The following is a 22,404-nucleotide window of genomic DNA, read 5'->3' on the forward strand; positions in this document are numbered from 1 at the left end:
CCCTCCTGCACCTGTCGATCCGCGACGACGGCGTCGGCGGCGCCGATCCCGCCGCAGGTTCGGGTCTGATCGGGCTGCGCGACCGGGTACAGGCCCTGGGCGGGACGATCGAGGTCAGCAGCCGCCCGGGGGACGGGACGGCGATCCTCGTCGAGCTCCCGCTGCAGCCCCGCTGACCCCTCGAACCGCCGGGCGATGCCAAGGCGACGGCGGCAACCCTCAGCGGTGGGGCCACGGCTAGGCCTGGTTCGCCTCGCGCTGCGAGCGCCATGCCGGATCAGCGTCGACAGCGGCGGCGAAGTTAGCGTTTCAGTGCTCGGGCAGCGGCCAGCAGTCGGGCAGCTCGCCGCGGGTGATCTCGCACCAGTGGCCGAGGACCTCGGCGATCCACCGGCGAGGATCGGTCGAGCTCCTCGGTGGTGAACTGCCGCAGCGCGGCCAGCTCCGGGGCCGCCAGGCTGCCCGGAACATCGTCGCCCGTCCGGCGACCTCGGCCTCGCCCCGCACGAGCTTCGAGCCGGTGCCGCCGGTGTCGAGGCGCAGCACGGCGTCCGGGTGCAGGAGCGCGACCAACCCCGCGAAGTCGCCGCCGCGTGCCGCCGCGAGCCAGGCGATCGACGATCGCCCGCTGCCGGGCGCGGTCGGGCTGCCCGGCCGGCGTGGCGCCCTGGACCCGCCGCCGCGCCCGGCTGGCCAGCTGCCGAGCCGCGGCCGGGGTCCGCCCCACCATTGGGGCGATCTGCTCGAACGGCACCGCAAAACGCGGCGGATCTCGTCGACGGTCTTGCCTGCCCAGTGGCGGGTTCAGTGCACGAGGAGCGCCCCGCCTGCGGTTAGCCCGAGCTACCGCTGGGCCGCCCGGTTCCCGGACAGCATCCAGGACACGGCGCGGTCGACCACGCGCTCGGGGACGTCATGACCGCCGTCGAACTCCTCGTACGTGACCGGGTAGTCCAGAGCCTGCAGCGCGGGCACGAGCTGCCGGCTGCAGGAGTCGATCGGCAGAACCCGGTCGTCGGTCCCGTGCGAGACGAACACGCGCGGCTTGCCGTGCGCCACCAGCGGGGCGGCGAAGCCGGGAGAGAACGCGAGCACGGCGTCGAACAGGTCGCCGTTGGTGAGCCCGATCGACAGGGCATACGAGGCCCCGTCGGAGAAGCCGCCGATCATCATCCGCTCGACGAGGTGTGAGTCGAGGACCTCGTCGAGCACGCGGTCGAGCCTGCGCACGTCCGGGCCGAAGCCGTCGACGATCAGATCCCAGGTGCCCGAGACCGATTTCGGTGCCACGAGCAGGAGCCGATGCTCGTCGGCGGCCGGCAACAGCAGGTCCAGGCCCTGGCGTGGCGACGCGCCGGCCCCGTGCAGGAGCAGCACCAGCGGGTAGGGGCGCTCGTCCACCGGCGCCGGCACGTACGCCAGCGCCACCAGCTCGCCCGCCGGTCCCTCGAACCGCAGCAGGCCCGCCCTCGTGGAGGCGGCCAGCGGCCGGCAGAGGCGCGCCGTCAGGCGCCCGTGACGAGAGTTCTCCGCCGGCTGCTGGTGTGGTGGCGCCGGCTCCCGTGTGAGAGGCATGGTCGCTCGCTCTCGATCGTGATCCGGCCGGTATGGCCGGGTCGTCCGGCGGAGGGTTACCCGCTCCCCTGGGTGGAATCCGTCACCCATACGAGGGCGTCCGGTCGGGCGCCCGGCCGGAAGGATGGAAGAGCGGCACCCACGGCGCATCTGCTGGCCGAGGACATGGACGAGCTCCCTCCGGCGCGGCCCACCTCGAGCAGGTGCGTGCCCGGCCCGTGTGGTGGTTCACTACTGGGCTTCACCAGCGGGGTGTCGGCGCCGCGGCCGGGGCCGGCCCGCCCGGGCAGGTGAGCCGGCGGCCTGCGGTGCGGTCGGCCTCCTCGTATCGGCGATCGATGCCGAGGCCGGCGCGGTAGTCCTCGAGCATCGCGTGCACTGTGGCCGGGGCGTGGATGGCGGAGCGGTACTCGGCGAAGGCCTCGGCGCCCATCCGCTTCCGCGCGGTGAACACGCTGCGCGGCTATCGCAGCGACTGGACGCCGTGGAGATTGCGATTCGCTACGACAACCAAGCCTCCTCAGCGCCGGACCTTGCGGTACCTCGACCAAAAGTAGGCGTCGATCCGCCCGGACCGGGCTCGGGCTATCGCTCGTTCCTCTGTGAGGCGGAATATCGCTAGGCCGTATGGATTGGCGCAGCCCGGGATGCGTCGTCGGCTGTGCGAGCAGCGAGATTCGGTGTCCGGCGCCCTGCGCTGGCCTCGCTACGCCTAACGGCCGGGGCCGCGGGGTGGGCGGGTGGGCCGTCCGGACCCTCCTTGTGCCAATTGAGGCCTCGACCCTGGCCTGACGTGCCCTGCGCGGCCAGGATTGTGATCCCCTTTCCAGCCAGGCTGGGCGGTGGCGTTCCGGCTCGCACCTGTCGAAATGGTTCCCTGGATGGAGTCGAGCATGGTCCCTGGACCAGAGCAGTCAGGCCTAGCGGAATCAGGCGTCGATGCCTGGCAGTCGGTCACGTCGAGTCCGGAGATGGTGGAGGGCTTCGCTGGCGACAAACCGACGCTGATTCTCATCGGCCATTCATGTTCTCCCGGCCATGGCGGAAGCACGTACAGCCCGTCACCTCACGTCGCCGGGCGAGCAGCCGGACTCCGGCTCGCTCCGACCATCCTGAGGGTCGAGACGCTCGCCCGGTTGGAGCTGTGACGGTGGGCTCGACGGAACCTCTGGCGACTGACGAGGCGCGGGGTGGTGCGGTCCGTCGCGCGCGGACCGCGCCACCGCGCCGGCGGAGGTGGGGGTGGTGGACGAGGGTCGCGGTCATGGCCGGGCTCGCCGCCAGCGCTGTGTCGCGGCGAGCCGGACTCGGCGCTGGGGGCATCATCGGCGGCCGGGTCACGCTGGCGCTGCACCCGTCGGCGCTGTCGCGGCTCGCGGCCGGCCGGCGGGTGGTGCTGGTGTCGGGGACCAACGGGAAGACGACCACGAGCCATCTGCTGGCTGCGGCGCTGCGCACCGCGGGTCCGGTGGTGCACAACGCGTCGGGGGCGAACATGGCCGACGGTGCTGTGGCCGCGCTCGCCGCCGACCTCGACGCCACGACGGCCGTCATCGAGGTCGACGAGCTGCACCTGGCCGCGGTCGCGGCCGCCGTGAGTCCGGCCGTGATCGTGCTGCTCAACCTGTCACGGGACCAGCTCGACCGAGGCAGCGAGGTGCGCGCCGTCGCGGCCGCGCTCGCGGTCCCGCTCGCCGCCCACCCCGACACCGTGGTGGTGGCCAACGCCGACGACCCGATGGTGGTGTGGGCCGCGCAGCAGGCGGCCCGGACGGTGTGGGTCGCCACCGGCAGCCGGTGGAGTGCCGACGCTGACAGCTGCCCGCGCTGCGGAGCCACCTTGCACCGCGGCGACGCCGATGAGGAGAAGTGGTGGTGCGACTGCGGCCTGACCCGGCCCGATCCGCAGTGGAGCGCCCTCGACGACGCTGCGGTCACGGGGGGTGAGGTGGTCGCGCTCGGTCTGCGGCTGCCGGGGCGGTTCAACGTGGGCAACGCGGTCATGGCGTTGGCGGCCGGGTCGCTGCTCGGGGTGGAGCACCGCGTCGGCGCCGCCGCAATGGCGCAGCTACCGGACGTGGGCGGCCGTTACGCCCTCCTCACCCATGGCGAGCATCGGCTGCGGCTGTTGTTGGCGAAGAACCCGGCGGGGTGGACCGAGACGGTCGGGCTGCTGCAGGACTGCAGGCCGTTGCTGGTGGTCGTGAATGCCCGGGAGGCTGATGGCCGGGACACCTCGTGGTTGTGGGATGTCGCGTTCGAGCAGTTGGGAGCCCGCCCGGTCGTAGCAGCGGGGGAGAACGCGGCGGATCTCGGGGTGCGCCTGAGCTACGCCGGGATCGCCCACACCACCGTGGGTGACCCGCTGGCCGGGCTGGGTCAGCTGCAACCGGGGCGGGTCGATGTGGTCGCCAACTACACCGCCTTCCACCAGCTGCGCCGCCGGCTCGTCACCGCTGAAGGTGGCCCGGGGTGACCGCGGCGTCGGACCTGACGATCGGGGTGCTGCTGCCTGATCTGTTGGGCACCTACTCCGACTCGGGCAATGCGGTGGTGCTCGCACAGCGCGCCCGCTGGCGCGGCTTCGGTGCCCGTGTCGAGCAGATCACCGCCGCCGCCCCACCACCGACGTCGTGTGACATCTACCTGTTGGGTGGGGGTGAGGACACCGCGCAGGGCTTCGCGGTCGACTGGTTGCGGCGGCACCCCGGCTTGTGTCGGGTGCTGGCCGGGCCGGGGTTGACGTTCGGGGTGTGCGCCGGTCTGCAGATTCTTGGTCACACCTTCACCGATCTACGGGGGCGCCGCCATGACGGTGTGGGGTTACTGGATCTGAGCACCTCGCCGGGGCGGCGCCGGATCGTGGGTGAGGTGATCACCCGCTGCGTCATTCCTGGGGTCGGGTTGGTCACCGGGTTCGCCAACCACCGTGGTGCCACCACCCTGGGGCCGTCAGCGCGTCCGTTGGGCCGGGTGGTGTCGGGGACCGGGAACGACGCGCGATCCGCGCGCCGGGACGCGGTGGACGGCGCGGTCGGTGAGAATGTGATCGGGACCTATCTGCACGGCCCGGTGCTGGCCCGCAACCCGGCGCTCGCGGATCATCTGCTCGAGCGGGTGACGGGGGTGTCCTTCGCGGGGACGGGTGAGCCGGATGTCCCGGATCTACCCGCCCTGCGGGCCAGCTACCTGGCCCGGGCGCGGCGCCGGCTCGGTGTCGCGCCGATCGCGGGCCGGGAAGGTCTGTGACCGGCCGGCGGCGGTGGGGCCGGGCATTCATCGGGCTCTCATCGTTGTGGGGACATGGTGGAGGCATCGACTCGAGTCGTCGGCGCGGCGGCACCCCGCCGGGCGAGGTCCAACCGAGTCGTAGCGCGCCGCGCACGGTGCTGCTGGTGCTGCTGACCGTGGCGGCCTGCGCGCTGCTCGCCGTCGCCATCTTCGGCCGGTAGAGCCAGGCGAGGAATCCCCCGCCTGACCGGGCTGGCCGCACTATGCTTCGTTGCCCTGATGATCGGCGGTGACGCTCACATGGGTCGTGATGGGCGGCATGCTCGTCGCGATCCCCGCGTCGCTGTCCCTGCGGCCGCAGGTCGGGACGACTACTCGGTAGTCCTCTGGAGAGCCTCGACCTGGCCGGGGCCGCCGTTGTCCGGGACCGGCCCTCGCCCGTACCATCGGCCCTTGCGCGGGCCACGTCGGGTTTGGCCCGGGGGCCGCGCTGTAATCGGCCGCGACGATGGGGTGGCGCAGATGGCGACGGACGAGTCCCCAAACCGGCCACGGGTCGAGCGCCACGGCGCGATGTTCATCCAGCACCGCCGGCACTCCCCGCGCGTCGCCGAGACGGCCTATGTGGCACCGACGGCGGTGCTGTGCGGGGACGTCGTCATCGGGCCGCACAGCCGGGTCCTGTTCGGTGCGGTGGTCACCGCGGAGGGCGGCCCGGTGGAGATCGGCGCCAACTGCGTGATCATGGAGAACGCCGTGGTTCGGGGGGTGCCCGGGCACCGCGCCCGGCTGGGGGACCACGTGCTGGTCGGCCCGCACGCCCATCTCACGGGTTGCGTGGTCGAGGGCGGGACACGGATCGCGACCGGCGCCGTGGTGTTCACTGGCGCGCTGCTGGGGGTCGGCGCGGAGGTCGACTTCCACGCCGTCGTGCACGTCAACACCGTGCTCCCGGGCGGCACGACGGTACCGATGGGCTGGTTCGCCGGCGGTAACCCAGCTGAGCTGGTGCCCCCCGGCGACCACGCCCGCATCCGCGCCCTGATGGGGCCGCTGGACTACCCGGGCACGGTGTTCGGCATCGGCGACACCGCCACCCCGTTCCCGGACATGGCCCGCCGCTACTCCCGTGGCCTGGCCCTGCACCGCTACGACCGAATCCTGCCCACCGAGCAGCATCCTGAGCTCCTCGCCGTGGACACCAGGAGCGAGGCCACGGCCTCCACGGCCGCCGCGACGACGACCACCGAGCCGGCCGACCCGGCCGACCCGGCCGACCCGGCCCGGCGCAGCCCGGCGCCCAAGGTGGTGCGCAGCGACCGGCTCTGATTTGGTGGTTCTGACCGACCACACCATCGGCCCCACCGGGCGGCACGAAAACTCAGGTCGGGGACGTCATGACGACTTCTCTGATGGGGCTGGTCGGGGCTTCGTGAGAGATTTGGCTTCTGGCTAGCCGAGAGGACGTGCACCGGCTGCTGGACGCCGTGCCCGAGGCCCGGCTTCCGGTGGTGGAACAGGAGCTGCGGGCCAGTCTGGACGGGCCGGTGCCGGCGGCTCCGAGGCGGTTCGCCAGCGCTGGCACGCTGTCGGCCGAGCACGACCTGGCCGAGCGCTCCGAGGACATCCTGCGGGAGGACCCCGGCTGCCGGCGGCGATAGCGCGCGCGGCGGTTCGCCCGCGTGATCGTGGTCGATACGGAGCCGATTGTGGATCTGCTCAACGACCGCGATGATCACCACGAACGCTGCCGGGACTTCCTGGCCAACCACCCGGGCCCGCTGCTGGTCCCGACCACGGTGTTCGCCGAGGTGTGCATGCTTGCCGAGCGCCGCCGCGGCACCCGCGCGGAGCTCGCGTTCCTCGCCGATGTCCGGGCGGGCCTGTTCACCCGGCTGGAGACGACCTCGGCGGACCTGGACCGCATCGCCGACCTGGTTGAGACCTACGCCGATCTGCCCCTGGCACGGTCGACGCGTCAGTGATCGCGCTGGCCGAACGGCTTAACCTGCCCGCCGTCGCGGCCCTGGACCGCCGTCATTTCGGGGTCGTCCGGCCACGGCACGTCTCGATGCTCGAGCTGCTCCCGTAAGACAGGGGCCCCTCCCGAAGCTACGAAGCTGTCATAAGATCGGTTATCGGTTCGTAGCGCCTGCGCATCGACACGCATCCGATCACCCGCTGACGGATCAGCTCGTGCCGGCGCACGCTCTCCGACCGAGGCGACGGGGTCCACGACCGCGGTGATGCCGTCTTCGTGACCTGCCCGGCCGCAGAACGGCCGCTCAGCGGCCCTGGGGAGCGAGGAGCTGGTCGATCTGTCCGATCGCGGCGGTCAGGCCCTCCTCCATGCCCATGGCGATCAGCTGCTCCATGGCCTCGAGGCTCGGGAAGGTCGACGCGATCTCCATCCGGGTCCCGCCCCCGGCCTGCTCCTGGAGGGTGACGCGGACGGTGGTGGTCGGCAGGTCGTTGTTGGGATTGCCGGCGTCGTCGGCGAACCCGTCCTCGAACTCGAGGCGGTGCGGCGCGTCGGCGGCCAGCACGCGCCACCAGCCCCGGTGCTTGTCGCCCTCGGGCCCGGTCATGAGGTAGGTGACGCTGCCGCCCGGGGTGAGGTCATGGTCCAGGACGGTCGCCGGGTAGGTCGGCGGCCCCCACCACCGTTCGAGCTGACGCGGGTCACCCCACACCTGCCAGACCCGCGCGACGGGTGCGTCGAACTGCGTGGTGAGGGTCATCGTCCTGGTCTCGGGGTCCTTGTCGACGCTGGTCAGTGTCACGAGCTCGCTCCCTCGTTCGGTTCGGCCTCGGGCGGGTCGGCGAGGATCGCGTCGATGCGGTCCAGGCGCTGTCGCCACACCACTTCGAGCTGGTCGAGCAGGCGATGGGCCTCGCGCAGGGTGTCGGCGTTGCCGCGCACGCGTTGCTCGCGGCCTCGCCGTTGCTTGGTGACCAGGCCGGCGCGCTCGAGCACGCCGACGTGCTTGTGCACGGCCGCGAAGCTCATCGGATAGCGGCGGGCGAGGTCGGACACGGACTGCTCGCCGCGCAGCACCACCGCGACGATGTCCCGCCGGGTGGCGTCCGCGAGTGCATGGAAGACCCGGTCGGCATGCTCCGCATCGACATCTCCTACAACCATCAGGTTGTAAGTTAGACCGAGGCCCCCAGGAGCACAAGGGGGACGGGGTTTCGCGTAGGCCGACGGGGAGCGTGGACCTTCCGTTCACCCTCGCGGGGCCGTTGCGCACGGCGGCGGGGAGGCCGAGCATGGAGGGCGACCTGTAGGAGCTGGTCGAGCATGCGCGAGCCGGACAGTCGCACCCCTGGTCCCGGACCTGGCCCGGGCGGCCCACCCGACGGGGATCCGAGCCGACGCTCGTGACACCCCACCGCGGCGGTCGCCACTCCGCACCGCCGGCCCGCGGACGGCGGGTGGTCCTGGCCGCGGTCGGGCTGGGCGCCGTGCTGCTCCTCGGCGTGGCTCTCGTCGTGACCCTGCGTTCCGGTGACCGCGGCCCGTCGCCGGCGCCGGCCGCCTCGACCGCTGCCGCACCGGCGACCACCACGACGTCCACCACCGCGCCCACCACGACGCCGGCTCCGGCGCTCGCCACGGTCGACTACGAGGTGACCAGCGACGGACCCCTGGTCGACGTGACCTACGCCGACGGGACGGGGGTGCACAGCCTGTCCCACGTCCCGGCCCCCTGGGCGACGAGGGTGCAGATCCCGGCCGGCCCGATGCTGGGTGCTCTCGTCATCGCCCAGGCGGCGGGCCGGGCCACGAAGGTCTCCTGCCGGATCCTGGTCGACGGGGTCCAGGTGGCGACGATGTTCGTCCGCGGCACGAGCCCGGTGATGTGCAGGCCGGGCGACTGACGGGCCGTCGCCGCTCCCGGCCGATGTCCGCGCGGTCGCGACGGGCACGGGCAGGAGCCGCCTCGGCCTCAGACGGGTTTGAGCGGGTCGTGCCCCATGCGCATCATCCGGCGCCGCCAGTACTGCTGGCCGGCCGTCGGCTCGAGGTCGTCGCGGCGTTCGGCGAGCACGCGGTCCACCACGCGCTGCATGCGGTCGGCGTCGTGCTCGGTGAGATCGGCCCGGCGCTTGCGCAGGATGTCCAGGACCTCTTGGCCGCTAGGGGTGCCGGCGTGCTCGGGCTCCACCTCGGCGTCGGGGCCAGCGGCGTCGGTCCGGAGCCAGTCCTGGAGCTCTCGGGATGTCATGTTCACGACCCGGTGGAACTCGTTCCAGAGGGTGTCGTCGACCTGAGCTGACATCGGAGAGGAATACCCGCGTTCACCTCGGTTATGCGGGCAGGTCCGGAAGCGCACCCGCACCGGCCACACCGCCGCCGCGAAGGGCGCCTCTGTCTCGCCGGACGTGCCGGGGAGCGCCTTCGCCGCGCGTCGGGCGGCAACGTCTGGATCCCGAACAACCCGCTCATGCCCGGGGTCGGCGTCGCGGACAGTGCAGAAGAGGCCGTCACCTACATCATGTCGCTGTCCCGCGACGTTCTGGAGGAGCGGCTGGTGCGCGCGTACGTCGAGGCGGGCGCCGAGATGGTCGGCTTCCTCGACCCCGAGGCCGGCGGGCCGGGCGCCGCCCCGCCTCTGGGACACCGGGAATCGGACACGTGACCAGGAGGCCAGGATGGCGGCGCGCGCGCACGGCTCGGCCGTCCGGCGGGAGCCGACGGCGAGCAGACCCGAAAACGGATCATGCTCGTCGCGATGGAACACGTGGCGGAGCGCGGCTACTCGCGCGCCACGCTGAAGGAGATCGCCGCCGACGCCGGACTGACGAGCGCGACGATCTACCACTACTTCCCGTCCAAACTCGATCTCGTCGCCACGACGTTCACCGAGCTGCTCGGCCGGGTCATCCCGCGCCTCGAGGGGTCGGCCGCCCGGGCGGAGACCCTCCCCGAGATCCTCACGATCATGCTCGACGAGGCCATCGAGCCGGTCCGGGAGTTCCCTCACCTCACCGCGTTCCACGCGCCGAGCGCACCCGGGAGCCGGAGCTCGGGGCGCTCTATGACGACACCCTCGACGCGATGCGCCGCATGGTGGACCGGGCGAAGCGGAGCGGCGACCTGCGGGCCGACGTCGACGTGCAGGCCGTCAGCGACGTGTTGTTCGCGCTGCTCCGGGGCCTGACCGAGCTGTCGGCCTCGATCCCCGTGGAGCGGCACCGCGCCGCGCTCCTGTGCACCGAGGCCTTCGTCCGGGGGAGCTGTTCATCGCCTCCGACACCACGTCGCCCTGAGGGTGCCGCGCGGTGCGCGATCACGGTACCGCTCGGCGGCTCCTCAGACGTCGATCGGCTCCAGCTGGTCCAGCAGCTCGGTGCGGCGGTCCTCGAACTGCTCCGGCAGCTGGAACGCGCTCCCGAGCTCCTTCGGGGACTCGTCGCAGGTCCAGCCGCCCTCGGCGTGGGTGACGGCCAGCTCGAACAGTGCCCCGCCCGGGCTGCGGACGTACACGGACTTGAAGTACTTGCGGTCCTTGAGCTCGGAGATGTCGGTGTAGCCGAGGCCCTCGATCTCGAACTTGAGCTCGTCCTGGTTCTCCAGGGTCTCGGCGTTCCAGGCGAAGTGGTGGATCGTGCCCTCGCCGTACCGCCAGGTCCCGGGGTCGTCGGTGCGGTTGACCACCAGCTCGACGGCGCCGCCGCGGGCCGCGGAACCGACCTGCAGGACGACCCGGTCACCCTCCTCGACCAGGTCCTTGGCGGACAACGAGCCGGTGGTGAACTCCACCATGTTCTCCGGGTTCGCGACGTGCACCCCGACGCCGTGGATGCCGTGGATCGCGTACTCGGCGGGGACGCCGCCCTCGGTCCAGCCGGCGCGCGGGTCGTCGTCGACGCCGACGAGCGCGTACTCGATGCCGCAGGGGTGGCGGAACAGCAACCGGCGGCGGTCCAGCACCTCGGCGTCCGCGACCTCGACCCCGCGCTCGGTGAGCCTCCCGCTCCAGTAGTCCAGCGAGCCGGCGGGCGCCGCGAGCAGGACCTCGCGCGCCTGGTTGGTGCCGCGGCGGCCCATCAGCCCCGCCTGCCGGAACGGGAACGTGGTGAGGACGGCGCTCGGGTCGCCGCCCGCGTTGCTGTAGTAGAGGTGGTAGATCGGCGTGGAGCCGTCGAAGAGCACGGTGCGCTTGATGAAGCGCAGGCCGAGGGTACGGACGTGGAAGTCGACGTCCTCCTGGGCCGAGCCCACGGACATCGTCACGTGGTGGCTGCCGTCGAGATGGGCCACGGGGTACCTCCGCTGGTGTCATCTTCCGATCGACTGCGAACGCTAGGCCATCCGGAGGTCCGGTGGGACGGGTCGTGCGCGCGCGGACAACGGTGCGCCGGACCCGTGCCGCGGCGGACAACCCGACGGTGGTGGTGCGGCCCGGTGGCGGAGGCCATGATGAGCCCACCCGCCGATCCGGAGAACGACGACGTATGCCCCTGATCGTGGACACCACCACCGTGCCCGGCCCCGACCGGTTCGACTACTGGGCCGCCGAGCACGGCCGCGTGCTGCATCCGCTCGCGCTGCGCAGGCCCGGAAGCGGACCGTTCAACGGACGGATCCAGGCCCACGGCGTCGGCCCGCTGACCGTCTACCGGATCGAGGGCGAGGCCTCGACCATCGAACGCACCCGCCGGCTCGTCGCGCGGCGCGACCCGGAGGAACTCCAGATCACCCACCTCGTCCGCGGCCGGTTCCGCATCGAGCAGGCCGGCCGGGTGGCCGTCGTCGGCTCGGGGGACGTCTCCGGGTACGAGACCTCCCATCCCTACGAGGTCCAGTCCGCCGGGCCATTCGAGCTGCTGCTGTTCTCCGTGCCGCGGGCCCTGTTCGGCGCCGAGGCGGACAGGATCTGCGCGCGCACCGCCATCCCCCTCGACGGGCGGCGGGGCCCGGCGGCGCTCGCCGGTCCGTTCCTCCGCGGACTCGCGGACCGGGTGCAGGACGGGAGCCTGGACGCGGACGGCGCCGTCCTCGCCGACTGCGTGGTCGACCTGGCACGGCTGCTGTTCGCCGGCGCCCGTGACCCGGAGCCGCCGCCGGCGTCGGACCCGCTGTTCCCGCAGGTCCTCGCCTACGTCGAGGCGCACCTCGGTGATCGCGGGCTCGGGCCGAGGACGATCGCCGCCGCGCACTTCGTGTCGCCGCGCCGGCTGCACAAGGCCTTCGAGACCGAGGGCCGTACGGTCGCCGGCTGGATCCGGGAGCGGCGGCTCGCGGCGGTCCGCCGGGATCTGCTGGACCCGCGGCTGGCGGAGCGTCCGATCCGGGCGCTCGCCGCGGCCCGCGGCTTCGGCGACGCGCCGCACTTCAGCCGGCTCTTCCGCAGGGTCGAGGGCTGCACGCCGGGCGAGTTCAGGGAGCGGGCCGGACGGCCGTGAGCAGGGCCCGGGTCCGGGCCACGGCGTCGTCGTTCACGAGGTGCTCGCGGTCGTCGTAGACCGCGACCGTGACGTCGGCGCCGCGCTCGCGCAGCACCTCGGCGGTCTCCTGCACCCGGTCCAGCGGGATCCACGCGTCGAACCGGCTGCTGGCCAGCACGACCGGGGTCCCGTGCAGCGAGCGGCCCGGACCGGGGCGGTGGCCGGCCGGTCCGAAGAAGCCGCCGGTCAGCAGCGATGCGCCCGCGTACCGGCGGGGCCTACGCAGCAGCAGCTCCGAGAGCAGGCACGCGCCCTGGGAGAAGCCGATGAGCACCGTGCGCTCCGGCGCGAAGCCCTCGACGCCCACGCGGTCGACGGCGGCCTCGACGGCCGCGAGCGCGTGGTCCAGGTGCGGTCGGTTCGCGGGCTCCGGGTCCATGAACCGGCCCGGGTACCAGCTGCGTCCGGCCGCGCGGGGCAGCAGGTACGCGACGTCGTCGACGCCCACCCGGTCCAGCACGGCGAGCATGTACTCGGGATCCTGGTCCCGGCCGTGCACCACCACCGCGGCGGCCCGTGCCGCGGCGGTCGGTGCGCCGGCGACCGTGAGCGGTTCCTGCAGGTGGAGGTTGCTCGTCGTGACCACGCTCGTCCTCCGCACCGGCTCGGGTGACGGCCACTGTGCCAGACGGCCCCGGGGCACGATCATGTCACGGTCCGTCTCACGGGCCGCCCCGTCGATCTCCCCGGTGCGAGGCTGCCGCCGACACACGGTGATCGACCCGGGGGTACACGATGCGACGGCCTGCGGAACTGTTCGTGATGCTGGCGCTCGGCCTGGCCGCGGCGGGATGCGGCTCCTCGGGCCCGACGACGGCCGGTACGCCGACCACCACCACCGCCCCGGCCACCGCGGCGACCACCACGGCGGCAGGCTCGGACACGGGTGGATGCCCGCTCGCGGCCGAGGACCTGTCGGCCGCCACCGGAATGGCCTTCGAGCTCGCGACCACCGAGCCGGACCGCGCGCTCGAGACGCTCGAGACGGTGAAGGCGATGGTGTGCGTCTTCAGCTCGGCGGACGAACCGCAGCCCGGGGGAGATCGTCTCGGGCTGCGCGTGGACACGGTCACCGGGGCGGACGCGGCGACCGTCACCGCCGAGTTCGAGAGGAGCTGCACGAGCAACGGCGGCACGCTGAACGACGTGACCGCCGACGACGACGCGCAGACCTGCACGAGCCGCGGCAGCACGATCGAGGGGAACATCGACACCGGGGACCGGACCGTGAACGTCTACTTCGTCAACGCGGACGAGGCGACGGCGGCCGCACTGACCCCGAACTTCGACAAGGTGCTGGACGCCGTCGACTAGGAGGGACCCGGCTCCGGCGGCTACGGCCGGATCCCGTCCACCGGCTCAGGCGGACGTGAGCTTCTGCGGCGCGTCCGGCGCGAGCGGCGTGTTCCCCAGGACCAGGTCCGCGGCCTTCTCCGCGACCATCATCGTGGGTGCGTAGGTGTTGCTGTTCGGCAGGTCCGGGATGATCGACGCGTCGACGACCCGGAGCCCGTCGACCCCGTGCACCCGCAGCGTGTCCGGGTCCGTGACCGCCTCCGCGTCCAGCCCCAGCCGGCAGGTGCCGGTCGGGTGCAGGCCCGTCTGGGCCCACGAACGCACCCACTCGGCGACCTGCGCGTCCGTTTGGACGGCCGGGCCGGGAAGCAGCTCGCCGCCCTCGTACCGGGAGAACGCCGGCTGCGCCAGGATGTCCCGGGCGACGTGGAAGGCCTCGACCCAGCGCCGCACGTCCTCGTCGTGGGTCAGGTAGCCGACCTCGAGCGCCGGCTTCCGCAGCGGGTCCCGGCTGGTGATCCTGACGGTGCCGCGGTTGTGCGAGCGCATGACGCTGAGGTGCACCTGGTAGCCGTGCCCGCGCAGCCGCTCCGAGTCCGCCCACTTCATCGCGACCGGCGCGAACAGCATCATCATGTCCGGGACGCCGTCGGAGGCCATCGCCGTGCAGGCGAAGCCGCCCGCCTCGAAGTGGTTGGTCGCCGCGGCGCCGGTGCCGTGGCGCAGCCACTCCGCGGCCATGCCGGGGACCTTGTGCGCCTTGCGCATCGGGCCGAGCGAGACCGGCTGGCTGCATGCGTGCTGCAGATGCACGTCGAGGTGGTCCTGCAGGTTCCGGCCGACGCCCGGGAGCTCGGCCTGCACCGGGATGCCGAGGCTTTCCAGGTGTCGCGGGTCCCCGATGCCGGAGAGCTGCAGGAGCTGCGGGGAGTTCACCGCGCCACCGGCGAGGATGACCTCCGCCGAGCGCACCTCGTGGACGGGCCCGTCGCCCTCGCGGTAGCGCACGCCGACCGCCCGGCCGCCCTCGAGGACCAGGCCGGTGACCATGGCGCGGGTCTTGATCGTCAACGTGGGCCGGCTCGCGACGATCGGGTGCAGGTAGGCGTCGGCGGCGGAGTAGCGGCGGCCGCGGTGGATCGTGCGGGTGGTCCGCGAGAATCCGCGCTGCCGCGGGCCGTTGACGTCGTCCAGGACGGCGTGCCCGGCCTGCCGGACGGCCTCGAAGAACGCGTCGTACAGCGGGCCCTCGGCATTGGCCTGCTCGAGCAGCTGCGGGCCGCCGGGCTCGCCGTCGACGAGCCGGTTCTCCAGCTTGCGGAAGTACGGCGAGCAGTGCGCCCAGCCCCAGTTCTCCAGGCCCTCGCGCTGCGCCCACACGTCGTAGTCCGCCGGGTTGCCCCGCTGGTAGACCATGCCGTTGATGGAGCTGGAGCCGCCGAGGAGCTTCCCGCGGGGAACGTGCAGGCTGCGCCCGTTGAGGCCGGGCTCGGCCTCGGACTCGTAACACCAGTCGTAGCGGGGGTTGCCCCAGCCGAAGGCGAGCGCCGCCGGGACCCGGACGATCGGGTCCCACCGGTGGTCCGGCCGGCCCGCCTCGAGCACGAGCACGCGCGTGCCCGGGTCGGTGCTCAGCCTGTTGGCCAGGACCAGTCCGGCGGAGCCGCCGCCGACGATCACGAAGTCGTACGACCCGCTGATGATGTCCTCCTCGATGCCGCGAACCCCGGAGATCCGGAGCTCAGGCCACGGTCGTGCGGGAGCGGCCCTCGTCCTGACGCGTCGCGCCGCCGCGGGGACGGGGGACCTCGCCCTCGGGCGCGCGGACCGGAGCGGGGGAGACGGTAGTCCCGGCCCGGCGGAACACGTCCAGCCGGACCCCGGAGCCGTCCGGCCCGAGGTCGGGGAGCGCCCGGGAGCGGTCGTGGACGAACCGGGCATCGGCCCCGACACGGACAGCGGCCGCGTGGTGCACCGCGTCCCCGCGGCCGGTGCCGCCCGTGTGGTGCAGCAGGACCAGCCGCCCGCCCGGGCGCAGCCGCGCGAGCAGGCGCTCGAGGCCACGGCGGAACAGCGCGGAGTTCAGGTGGTGCAGCGAGTCCGCGCAGACGATCAGGTCGAAGGTGCCGTCGAACCGGTCGAACGGCAGCGCTCGGCGTTCGACGCGGACCTGCGGGTTCTCGTGGAAACGGGCCGCCGCGCGGGCGACGGGCCCCTCCGCGGTGTCCACGGCCACGACGGCGTCCGCGGCGGGGGCGAGGCGTTCGGTGAGCAGGCCCTCGCCGCAGCCGATCTCGAGGACGCGGCCGGTGGGGCCGTCGCCGATCACGCGGAGGATCTCGTCGTGGGTCGTCCGCAGGTACTCGCCCGGGAGCGGGCCGCCGGCCTGCCACCGCAGGCTCAGGCGGGCGACGAGCGGCTCCAGGCCGGGGCGGACCGCGGCGGCGGCCGGCCGGATCGGGACGGTGCCGAGGCGCAGGGCGCGGTCCGCGGCGTTCCGGACGGCGCGCCGCGCACGGGCGGGAGGCAGCTCGTTCATCGGGACCCTTTCGGACTTTCCGGGAGCGGACGCGGTGTGCCCGGGGGATATCGGCACAGGGCACGCCCGGGTTACAGGCCGCAACCCCCGTTGCGCCGAACCTTAGCCCGATCGATCACCACCCCGGATGTGACCCCGTCCGTATGCGCTCCGGGCTCCGGGCGTCGTCAGGCCGGCTCCGCGGTCTCCTCGCCCGGCCGCCGCGCGCTCTCCTGCAGGATCGCGGACACCCGCTGCCGGCTGACGCCGAACAGCTTGCCGATCCGGGTGATGCTCACGTTCTCCCGCTGCAACGCGACGGCCTCGTCACGACGGAAGCGCCCGCCGACCGTACCGAGATCGTCCAGGGCCCGGGTCACGGCCTCGATGACGAGTGGGCGGGACTCGGCGGCGACGATCTCGTGCCAGGGGTGCCCCGCGGCCCGCAGCTCCAGGAGCTGGTCGACGCGTTCACGGGCGGCCTGCAGCTCGCCCAGCGTCCGATCCAGCTGCTCGCCGAGGAGCTCGAGGGACTCCACGGCCGGGTCCTGTCGATTGTGGGCCACTCGCGCCTTCCACCGGTCCGTCTCGGAAGGAGCGAGCAAACCACACGAACCCGACGAACCGCCCACCCCGGGTGGTGATCGTGACGCCCGCGCGAGGGTGCCGCGTGCTCCCGGTGATCTTCTCCAGGATCGGGACCACGCGGGCCCCGGCGCCGGGCGCCGGTCGTCGCACGTCCGGGCACGCTCGACGACCGGATCGCGGAACGCGACCTGCGCGGACACCCTCCGGAGCCGGGGCGGGGCGGCCTCGTGCAGGGCGGGTGACCTGCGACGACCGCCGGTCACGCGGTGTGACACGCCGTGACGGGCCCGTCCGTGCGCGGCCGTCACCCGTTTGAGACCTTGTCGGGTGCCCCCAGCACACGTACGAGCACAAGGAGGACCCGTGAAGGGATTCGGACGCGCCGTCGGCAGGTTCACCACCGGGATGGTCGAGGCCATCGGGATCCTCGGCGGCTGGAACCGCGGCCGACGCCGTCGCTGAGAGCTACAGTGCTGACGGCTACAGGGTCAGCCCGTCCAACCAGCGGACGAGGTCCGCGACGACCTCGTCCCGGTTGGTCTCGTTGAACATCTCGTGCCGGCCGTCGGGGTAGATCGACGTCGTGACGTCCACCCCGGCGGCCCGGTATCGCTCCACCAGCGGGTCCAGCCACTTCAGGCCCGCGTTGACCGGGTCCGCGGTCCCCGCCAGCACGTAGAGCGGGAACCCGTCCCGGATCGTGGCCAGCGCCGCGGGATCGGCCAGCCGCTGCGCGTTGGCCCACAGCCCGGCGGCGCTCGGGCCGTCCAGGCCGAACCCGCACAGCGGTTCGGCGACGTACTGGTCGACCTCCCCGGGGTCCCGGCTGAGCCAGTCGTACTCCGTGCGCGCCGGCTCGAACGGCGCGTTGAAGGCGGAGAGGTCGACGTCCGCCTCGGGATCCACGATCGTCGCGAGCAGGTCCAGCGCCCCGGTCCCGGAGAGGACGGCGGCCGACACCTGGTCCGAGTGCTCCAGCAGGTACTGCTGCACCGCCCAGGACCCCATGCTGTGCCCCAGCGCGATCACCGGCACGCCCACCTCGCCGAGCGTGCTGCGGACGGCGAGCGCGTAGTCCGCCACCAGCCCGTCCCAGCCGCGCGGCCCGAGATCGCCGAGTGCGCCGCCGGCGATGCCCGCGGTGCGCCCGTGCCCCCGGTGGTCGACGGCGAGCACGTCGTAGCCCGCGGCCGCCAGTGCGACGCCGAGCCGGTCGTAGCGCAGCGAGTGCTCGCCCATGCCGTGCGCGAGAACGACGGCCGCGCGTGGCGACCCGCTCTCGCACGACCACCGCTGTCCGACGAGGCGGGCGCCGTCCGACGCCCCGAGCATCAACGCTGAGCGAGCCATGCCGTGACCCTACGGGCTGCGGTGATCGGGGTCACGGCTGAAGCAGGCCGGCTCCTCGGGTACTGAGGCGCGGCTCCACGGCAACCGGACTCCTCCTTGATCGCCCGTCCGGCCTAGTGGTGTTACCAGCAGTTTTCCTATCCGGGACGAATTCGGGCACAGCGTTTCCGCTCGGCTCAGGGCCCTTGACAGGGGTGGCGATGGGGCCTCACCTTGTTGCGTGTCGTGCTCAGTGTTTCGCCCTGTGCTTCTCCGGGGGGGTGATCGCACTGGGCCTCGCCCCGGCCTCACCTAGGACGCGACATGATCTACGCCTGCCAGCTCGCCGACCTCCCGCGAGGCGGTTCCCTGCGGCTCACCGATGTCCCCGGCAGCCCACCCGTGGCGCTGTTCCACACCGAGGACGGTGAGCTCTACGCGGTCGACGACACCTGCACCCATCAGGACGCCTCGCTGGCCGACGGCTTCGTCGAGGACTGCGCGGTCGAGTGCCCGCTGCACGCGGCGATCTTCGACCTCCGCACCGGCGAGGCCGACGGGATGCTCGCGAGGTTCCCGATCCGCACCCACCGGGTGATGATCGAGGACGGCGCCGTGCACGTGCAGGTCTCCGAAGCCGTCCCGTACCTGCCGCCCGGAGCGCGCCGGACCGTCGCGTCATGACGCCGGTCGTGCGGATCCCGAGGGTCGTCGTCATCGGCTCCGGGGTCGTCGGGGCCGCGGTCGCCGACGAGCTCACCGAGCGCGGCTGGACGGACGTCACGGTTCTGGACCGCGGCGCCCTCTTCCTGCCGGGCGGCTCGTCGTCGCACGCGCCGGGCCTGGTGTTCCAGGCGAACCCGTCGCGGACGATGGCGCGGTTCGCCTCCTACACCGTGGAGAAGCTCTCCGGCCTCGACGTCGACGGCCGGTGGTGCTTCAACCCGGTCGGTGGGCTCGAGGTGGCCACCACCCCCGAGCGGATCGACGAGCTGCACCGCCGGCACGGCTTCCTGACCTCCGTCGGGGTCGAGTCCACCGTGCTGGGGGCGTCCGACGCGGCCGCCCTCCACCCCCTGCTCGGCGAGGAGAAGGTCCTCGGCGGGCTGCACATCCCGTCGGACGGGCTGGCCAAGGCGCCCCGCGCCGTCGAGGCCCAGGCGCGCCGCGCGATCTCCCGGGGCGCCCGGTTCCTCGGCGAGCAGCGCGTGGTCGAGGTGCTGCGGTCGCACGGCCGGGTCACCGGGGTCCGCACCGAGACCGACGAATTCCCGGCGGACGTCGTCGTGCAGTGCTCCGGCTTCTGGGGCCCGCTCACCGGCGCCCTGGTCGGGCTGCCGACACCGCTGCTGCCGATGGCCCACCAGTACGCGACCACGACGCCGCTCGGGGACCTGGCCGGGCGCAACGACCCGGTGCAGGAGGCCAGCGCCCCGATCCTGCGCCACCAGGACCGGGACCTGTACTTCCGCGAGCACGGCGACCGGATCGGCATCGGTTCCTACGCGCACCGGCCCATACCGGTGGATCCGGCGAACCTGCCGACGCACACTTCCATGCCCTCGTCACTGGACTTCACCCCGGAAGACTTCGCCCCGTCCTGGGACGACGCGCGGGCCCTGCTCCCGGCGCTGAACGGCACGGAGATCGCGGACGGCTTCAACGGCGTCTTCTCCTTCACCGCCGACGGCATGCCGCTGCTCGGCGAGCACCCGGACCTGCGCGGCTACTGGGTGGCCGAGGCGGTGTGGGTGACGCATTCCTGCGGGGTCGCCCGGGCGATGGCGCAGTGGCTGGTCGACGGCCACCCCGAGTTCGACGTCCACGGGTGCGACCTCAACCGCTTCACCGAGGCCCAGCGCAGCCCGGCCTACGTGGCCGAGCGGAGCGCGCGGAACTTCGTCGAGGTCTACGACATCCTGCATCCGCTGGACCCGCCCGCGTCGCCGCGCCCGCTGCGCGTCAGCCCGTTCCACGCGCGGCAGGTGGAGCTCGGCGCCGTCTTCGGCGAGGCCGCGGGCTGGGAGCGGCCGCTCTGGTTCGAGGCCAACGCCGCGCTGCCCGAGGTCGGGCGGATCCCCGGCCGGGGGGAGTGGGCTTCGCGCTGGTGGTCCCCGATCGCGGGGGCCGAGGCGCTGGCGACCCGGGAGCGGGTGGCCCTCTACGACATGACGCCGCTGACCCGCGTCGAGGTGTCCGGGCCCGGGGCGTGTGCCTTCCTGCAGGGCCTGACCTCGGGCGACGTCGACAAGTCGGTGGGCGCGGTCGTCTACACGCTGATGCTGACCGAGGCCGGGGGAGTGCTCTCCGACCTCACCGTGACCCGGCTCGCCGAGGAACGGTTCCAGGTCGGCGCCAACGGCGAGGTCGACGTCGACCGGTTGCGCCGGCACGCCCCGGCGGACGTGCACGTCGTGGACGTCACGGCGGGCACCTGCTGCCTGGGCCTCTGGGGCCCGCGGGCCCGGGACGTCCTCGCCGCTCTGACCGAGAGCGACCTGCGGTTCGGGTACTTCCGCTCCCGGCGGATCACCGTCGGCGCGGTCCCGGTGACGGCGCTGCGCGTGTCCTACGTGGGCGAGCTGGGCTGGGAGCTGTACACGACCGCGGACCTGGGGCTCGCCCTCTGGGACGCGCTCTGGACGGCCGGGCAGGAGCACGGGATCATCGCCGCCGGCCGCAGCGCCCTCACGAGCCTGCGGCTGGAGAAGGGCTACCGCGCGTCGGGGCTGGACATGTCGAGCGAGGACACGCCGGCGGAGGTCGGGATCGAGTTCGCGGTGAAGCCGGGCACGTACGTCGGATCCTCCTCGATCGGCGCGCCGCCGCGGAGAAGACTCGTTCCGGTCCTGCTCGACGACCCGCAGCACGTCGTCATGGGCGCCGAGCCGGTGTACTCCGGGGACACGCCCGTCGGGTACGTGACCAGCGCGGCGTACGGCTACTCGATCGACGCGAGCATCGCCTACGCCTGGCTCCCGCCCGCCCTGGCCGAGCCCGGCACGGCCGTGCAGATCGAGTACTTCGGCGAGAGGCTCCCCGGCGTCACCGCCGCCGAGCCGCTCTTCGATCCCGAGGGCAAACGCCTGCGCACCTGACCCTGTGCGCGGGAAACCTCGCTAGAACGAGGTTTCCCGCGCACAGGGGTATCCGACCTGTGGAAACACCGAATCACCCAGCACTCGAACCACCCGGCACTCGAACCACCCAGCGCCTGCGGAGACGCCATGACCACGCTCGACCCGGCCCCCGCGCCCGGCAGCCCCGCCCCCGGCCCACCCCTCACCTCGAGCCTCGTCCCGACGCTGAGCGGCCGCTGGTACACCGACCCCGAGATCTTCGCCGCGGAGCAGGACCGCATCCTCGAACGGAGCTGGACCTGCGTCGCGCACTCCGGTGACCTCGCCGCCCCCGGCGCCTACCGGACGGTGACCGTCGGCCGTGAGTCGATCGTCCTGGTCAGAGGCCGGGACCAGGCCGTCCGCGCCTTCTACAACGTGTGCCGGCACCGCGGCGCACGGCTCTGCGCGGAGCCCGAGGGGCAGGTGCGGCGCAGCCTGCAGTGCCCGTACCACGCCTGGACCTACGACCTGTCCGGCAAGCTCGTCGCCGCCCCCAACCTGACGTCGATGCCGGACGTCGACCGGGTCGCGAACGGCCTCGCGCCCGTCGCCGTGCGGGAGTGGATCGGCTACGCCTGGGTCTGCCTCGCGCCCGAGCCGCCGTCGTTCGAGATGGACGTGATCGGCTCGGTGGTCAGCCGGCTCGGCGACGTCGAGTCGATCGAGCACTACGGGATCGAGGACCTCGCCCTCGGCCGCCGGATCTCCTACGACGTCGCGGCGAACTGGAAGCTGATCGTCGAGAACTTCATGGAGTGCTACCACTGCGCGACGATCCATCCCGAGCTCACCGAGGTCCTGCCGGAGTTCGCGGACGGCTACGCCGCCCAGTACTACGTGGGCCACGGCGCGGAGTTCGGTGAGGACGTAGCGGGGTTCACCGTCGACGGGTCCGCCGGGCATCCGCGCATCCCGGGAGTCGAGGCGGGCCAGGACCGCCGCTACTACGCGATCACGATCCGGCCCCAGGTGTTCGTGAACCTCGTGCCGGACCACGTGATCGTGCACCGGATGACCCCGCTCGCGACGGACCTCACGCGCGTCGAGGTCGACTGGCTGTTCCTGCCGGAGGTCATCGCCTCCGGCGCGGACATCGACCGCTCCGTCGAGCTGTTCCACCGGGTCAACGTCCAGGACTTCGACGCCTGCGAGCGCACCCAGCCCGGGATGTCCAGCCGGGTCTACGCGGCGGGCGGGTCGCTCGTACCGAGCGAGCACCACATCGCCGAGTTCCACAGGTGGGTCCAGGACCGGCTGGCCTGAGATCAACATCGCGAATCGAGATCA

The 22,404-nt window shown here is 72.9% G+C and carries 25 protein-coding genes and 1 pseudogene; 14 read left to right on the top strand and 12 right to left on the bottom strand.

The annotated features are described in order from the left end of the window. Window positions 1–456: 456 nt before the first annotated feature. From JWP64_RS25545 to JWP64_RS25555, 3 genes and pseudogenes are all read right to left on the bottom strand, one after another. A pseudogene (locus tag JWP64_RS25545) lies at window positions 457–760 on the bottom strand (RNA polymerase subunit sigma-70); the annotation flags it as partial. Between the two features lie 83 nt (window positions 761–843). Further along, window positions 844–1,575, bottom strand: coding sequence for a hypothetical protein (locus tag JWP64_RS25550; RefSeq protein ID WP_297502173.1), 732 nt, complete (start codon window positions 1,573–1,575; stop codon window positions 844–846). Window positions 1,576–1,816: 241 nt separating this feature from the next. Then, complete coding sequence (locus tag JWP64_RS25555) at window positions 1,817–2,029, bottom strand: hypothetical protein (RefSeq protein ID WP_366890581.1); 213 nt, start codon at window positions 2,027–2,029, stop codon at window positions 1,817–1,819. An 810-nt stretch (window positions 2,030–2,839) separates the two neighbouring features. On the opposite strand from JWP64_RS25555, the gene JWP64_RS25560 reads away from it, so the two are divergent. From JWP64_RS25560 to JWP64_RS25585, 6 genes are all read left to right on the top strand, one after another. Further along, the gene (locus JWP64_RS25560; protein WP_297502175.1) at window positions 2,840–4,051 is read left to right on the top strand and encodes a MurT ligase domain-containing protein; all 1,212 of its coding nucleotides are present in this window, start codon (window positions 2,840–2,842) and stop codon (window positions 4,049–4,051) included. Continuing rightward, entirely contained in the window at window positions 4,048–4,824 is a 777-nt protein-coding gene (locus tag JWP64_RS25565; protein WP_297502177.1) for a glutamine amidotransferase, read from the top strand. Before JWP64_RS25560 ends, JWP64_RS25565 begins: the two co-directional genes overlap by 4 nt. After that, window positions 4,821–5,027 carry a hypothetical protein gene (locus JWP64_RS25570; protein WP_297502178.1) on the top strand — a complete coding sequence of 69 codons (207 nt, stop codon included), beginning with the start codon at window positions 4,821–4,823 and terminating at the stop codon, window positions 5,025–5,027. Before JWP64_RS25565 ends, JWP64_RS25570 begins: the two co-directional genes overlap by 4 nt. Window positions 5,028–5,328: 301 nt before the next feature. Continuing rightward, complete coding sequence (locus JWP64_RS25575; RefSeq protein ID WP_297502180.1) at window positions 5,329–6,135, top strand: gamma carbonic anhydrase family protein; 807 nt, start codon at window positions 5,329–5,331, stop codon at window positions 6,133–6,135. Window positions 6,136–6,272: 137 nt separating this feature from the next. Next, the gene (locus tag JWP64_RS25580; protein WP_297502182.1) at window positions 6,273–6,467 is read left to right on the top strand and encodes a hypothetical protein; all 195 of its coding nucleotides are present in this window, start codon (window positions 6,273–6,275) and stop codon (window positions 6,465–6,467) included. Between the two features lie 48 nt (window positions 6,468–6,515). Continuing rightward, the gene (locus tag JWP64_RS25585) at window positions 6,516–6,791 is read left to right on the top strand and encodes a PIN domain-containing protein (protein ID WP_297502184.1); all 276 of its coding nucleotides are present in this window, start codon (window positions 6,516–6,518) and stop codon (window positions 6,789–6,791) included. A 300-nt stretch (window positions 6,792–7,091) separates the two neighbouring features. Here the strand turns inward: JWP64_RS25585 and JWP64_RS25590 are convergent, their stop codons facing one another. Both JWP64_RS25590 and JWP64_RS25595 read right to left on the bottom strand, forming a co-directional pair. Next, window positions 7,092–7,589 carry an SRPBCC domain-containing protein gene (locus JWP64_RS25590; protein WP_297502187.1) on the bottom strand — a complete coding sequence of 166 codons (498 nt, stop codon included), beginning with the start codon at window positions 7,587–7,589 and terminating at the stop codon, window positions 7,092–7,094. Continuing rightward, window positions 7,586–7,951, bottom strand: a complete 366-nt coding sequence (locus JWP64_RS25595) for a metalloregulator ArsR/SmtB family transcription factor (RefSeq protein ID WP_297502189.1) — start codon at window positions 7,949–7,951, stop codon at window positions 7,586–7,588. The genes JWP64_RS25590 and JWP64_RS25595 overlap by 4 nt, the downstream gene beginning before the upstream one ends. A gap of 293 nt (window positions 7,952–8,244) precedes the next feature. On the opposite strand from JWP64_RS25595, the gene JWP64_RS25600 reads away from it, so the two are divergent. Next, window positions 8,245–8,691, top strand: a complete 447-nt coding sequence (locus JWP64_RS25600) for an MmpS family transport accessory protein (protein WP_297502191.1) — start codon at window positions 8,245–8,247, stop codon at window positions 8,689–8,691. 68 nt (window positions 8,692–8,759) lie between these two features. On the opposite strand, the gene JWP64_RS25605 is transcribed toward JWP64_RS25600, so the two are convergent. Beyond that, window positions 8,760–9,092 carry a DUF3140 domain-containing protein gene (locus tag JWP64_RS25605; RefSeq protein WP_297502193.1) on the bottom strand — a complete coding sequence of 111 codons (333 nt, stop codon included), beginning with the start codon at window positions 9,090–9,092 and terminating at the stop codon, window positions 8,760–8,762. A gap of 30 nt (window positions 9,093–9,122) precedes the next feature. Here JWP64_RS25605 and JWP64_RS25610 point away from each other — a divergent pair, with 30 nt between their 5' ends. Next, window positions 9,123–9,452 (top strand): FAD-binding protein, encoded by a 330-nt coding sequence (locus JWP64_RS25610; protein WP_297502195.1) that lies wholly within the window; start codon window positions 9,123–9,125, stop codon window positions 9,450–9,452. Window positions 9,453–9,533: 81 nt separating this feature from the next. Next, complete coding sequence (locus tag JWP64_RS25615; RefSeq protein ID WP_297502197.1) at window positions 9,534–9,974, top strand: TetR/AcrR family transcriptional regulator; 441 nt, start codon at window positions 9,534–9,536, stop codon at window positions 9,972–9,974. Between the two features lie 152 nt (window positions 9,975–10,126). Here JWP64_RS25615 and JWP64_RS25620 read toward each other — a convergent pair whose 3' ends face one another. Continuing rightward, complete coding sequence (locus JWP64_RS25620) at window positions 10,127–11,077, bottom strand: VOC family protein (RefSeq protein WP_297502199.1); 951 nt, start codon at window positions 11,075–11,077, stop codon at window positions 10,127–10,129. Between the two features lie 194 nt (window positions 11,078–11,271). Between JWP64_RS25620 and JWP64_RS25625 the strand changes: the two genes are divergently transcribed. Continuing rightward, window positions 11,272–12,222: a helix-turn-helix domain-containing protein gene (locus tag JWP64_RS25625; RefSeq protein WP_297502201.1), complete on the top strand. Its 951-nt coding sequence runs from the start codon at window positions 11,272–11,274 to the stop codon at window positions 12,220–12,222. Here JWP64_RS25625 and JWP64_RS25630 read toward each other — a convergent pair. Beyond that, complete coding sequence (locus tag JWP64_RS25630) at window positions 12,197–12,850, bottom strand: phospholipase (protein ID WP_297502203.1); 654 nt, start codon at window positions 12,848–12,850, stop codon at window positions 12,197–12,199. The two genes, JWP64_RS25625 and JWP64_RS25630, sit on opposite strands and share 26 nt — an antisense overlap. A 149-nt stretch (window positions 12,851–12,999) precedes the next feature. On the opposite strand from JWP64_RS25630, the gene JWP64_RS25635 reads away from it, so the two are divergent. Next, the gene (locus tag JWP64_RS25635) at window positions 13,000–13,578 is read left to right on the top strand and encodes a hypothetical protein (RefSeq protein WP_297502205.1); all 579 of its coding nucleotides are present in this window, start codon (window positions 13,000–13,002) and stop codon (window positions 13,576–13,578) included. 45 nt (window positions 13,579–13,623) lie between these two features. On the opposite strand, the gene JWP64_RS25640 is transcribed toward JWP64_RS25635, so the two are convergent. The 4 genes from JWP64_RS25640 to JWP64_RS25655 all read right to left on the bottom strand — a co-directional run bounded on the left by JWP64_RS25640 (window position 13,624) and on the right by JWP64_RS25655 (window position 18,016). Beyond that, window positions 13,624–15,240 carry a choline dehydrogenase gene (locus JWP64_RS25640; RefSeq protein ID WP_297502207.1) on the bottom strand — a complete coding sequence of 539 codons (1,617 nt, stop codon included), beginning with the start codon at window positions 15,238–15,240 and terminating at the stop codon, window positions 13,624–13,626. 61 nt (window positions 15,241–15,301) lie between these two features. Further along, window positions 15,302–16,099: a class I SAM-dependent methyltransferase gene (locus JWP64_RS25645; protein ID WP_297502209.1), complete on the bottom strand. Its 798-nt coding sequence runs from the start codon at window positions 16,097–16,099 to the stop codon at window positions 15,302–15,304. 167 nt (window positions 16,100–16,266) lie between these two features. Continuing rightward, window positions 16,267–16,617 carry a hypothetical protein gene (locus JWP64_RS25650; RefSeq protein WP_297502211.1) on the bottom strand — a complete coding sequence of 117 codons (351 nt, stop codon included), beginning with the start codon at window positions 16,615–16,617 and terminating at the stop codon, window positions 16,267–16,269. A gap of 529 nt (window positions 16,618–17,146) precedes the next feature. Continuing rightward, window positions 17,147–18,016 (bottom strand): alpha/beta fold hydrolase, encoded by an 870-nt coding sequence (locus JWP64_RS25655; protein ID WP_297502213.1) that lies wholly within the window; start codon window positions 18,014–18,016, stop codon window positions 17,147–17,149. Between the two features lie 303 nt (window positions 18,017–18,319). On the opposite strand from JWP64_RS25655, the gene JWP64_RS25660 reads away from it, so the two are divergent. The 3 genes from JWP64_RS25660 (at window position 18,320) to JWP64_RS25670 (ending at window position 22,380) form a co-directional block, all read left to right on the top strand. Continuing rightward, window positions 18,320–18,679: a bifunctional 3-phenylpropionate/cinnamic acid dioxygenase ferredoxin subunit gene (locus JWP64_RS25660; RefSeq protein WP_297502215.1), complete on the top strand. Its 360-nt coding sequence runs from the start codon at window positions 18,320–18,322 to the stop codon at window positions 18,677–18,679. Continuing rightward, window positions 18,676–21,093: an FAD-dependent oxidoreductase gene (locus tag JWP64_RS25665; protein WP_297502217.1), complete on the top strand. Its 2,418-nt coding sequence runs from the start codon at window positions 18,676–18,678 to the stop codon at window positions 21,091–21,093. The genes JWP64_RS25660 and JWP64_RS25665 overlap by 4 nt, the downstream gene beginning before the upstream one ends. 129 nt (window positions 21,094–21,222) lie before the next feature. Further along, a complete protein-coding gene (locus JWP64_RS25670) occupies window positions 21,223–22,380 on the top strand; it encodes an aromatic ring-hydroxylating dioxygenase subunit alpha (protein ID WP_297502219.1) in 1,158 nt (385 codons plus the stop codon). The last annotated feature ends 24 nt before the right edge of the window (window positions 22,381–22,404 follow it).

The organism is Pseudonocardia sp., from assembly GCF_025465255.1.
Taxonomy (GTDB): Bacteria; Actinomycetota; Actinomycetes; order Mycobacteriales; family Pseudonocardiaceae; genus Pseudonocardia.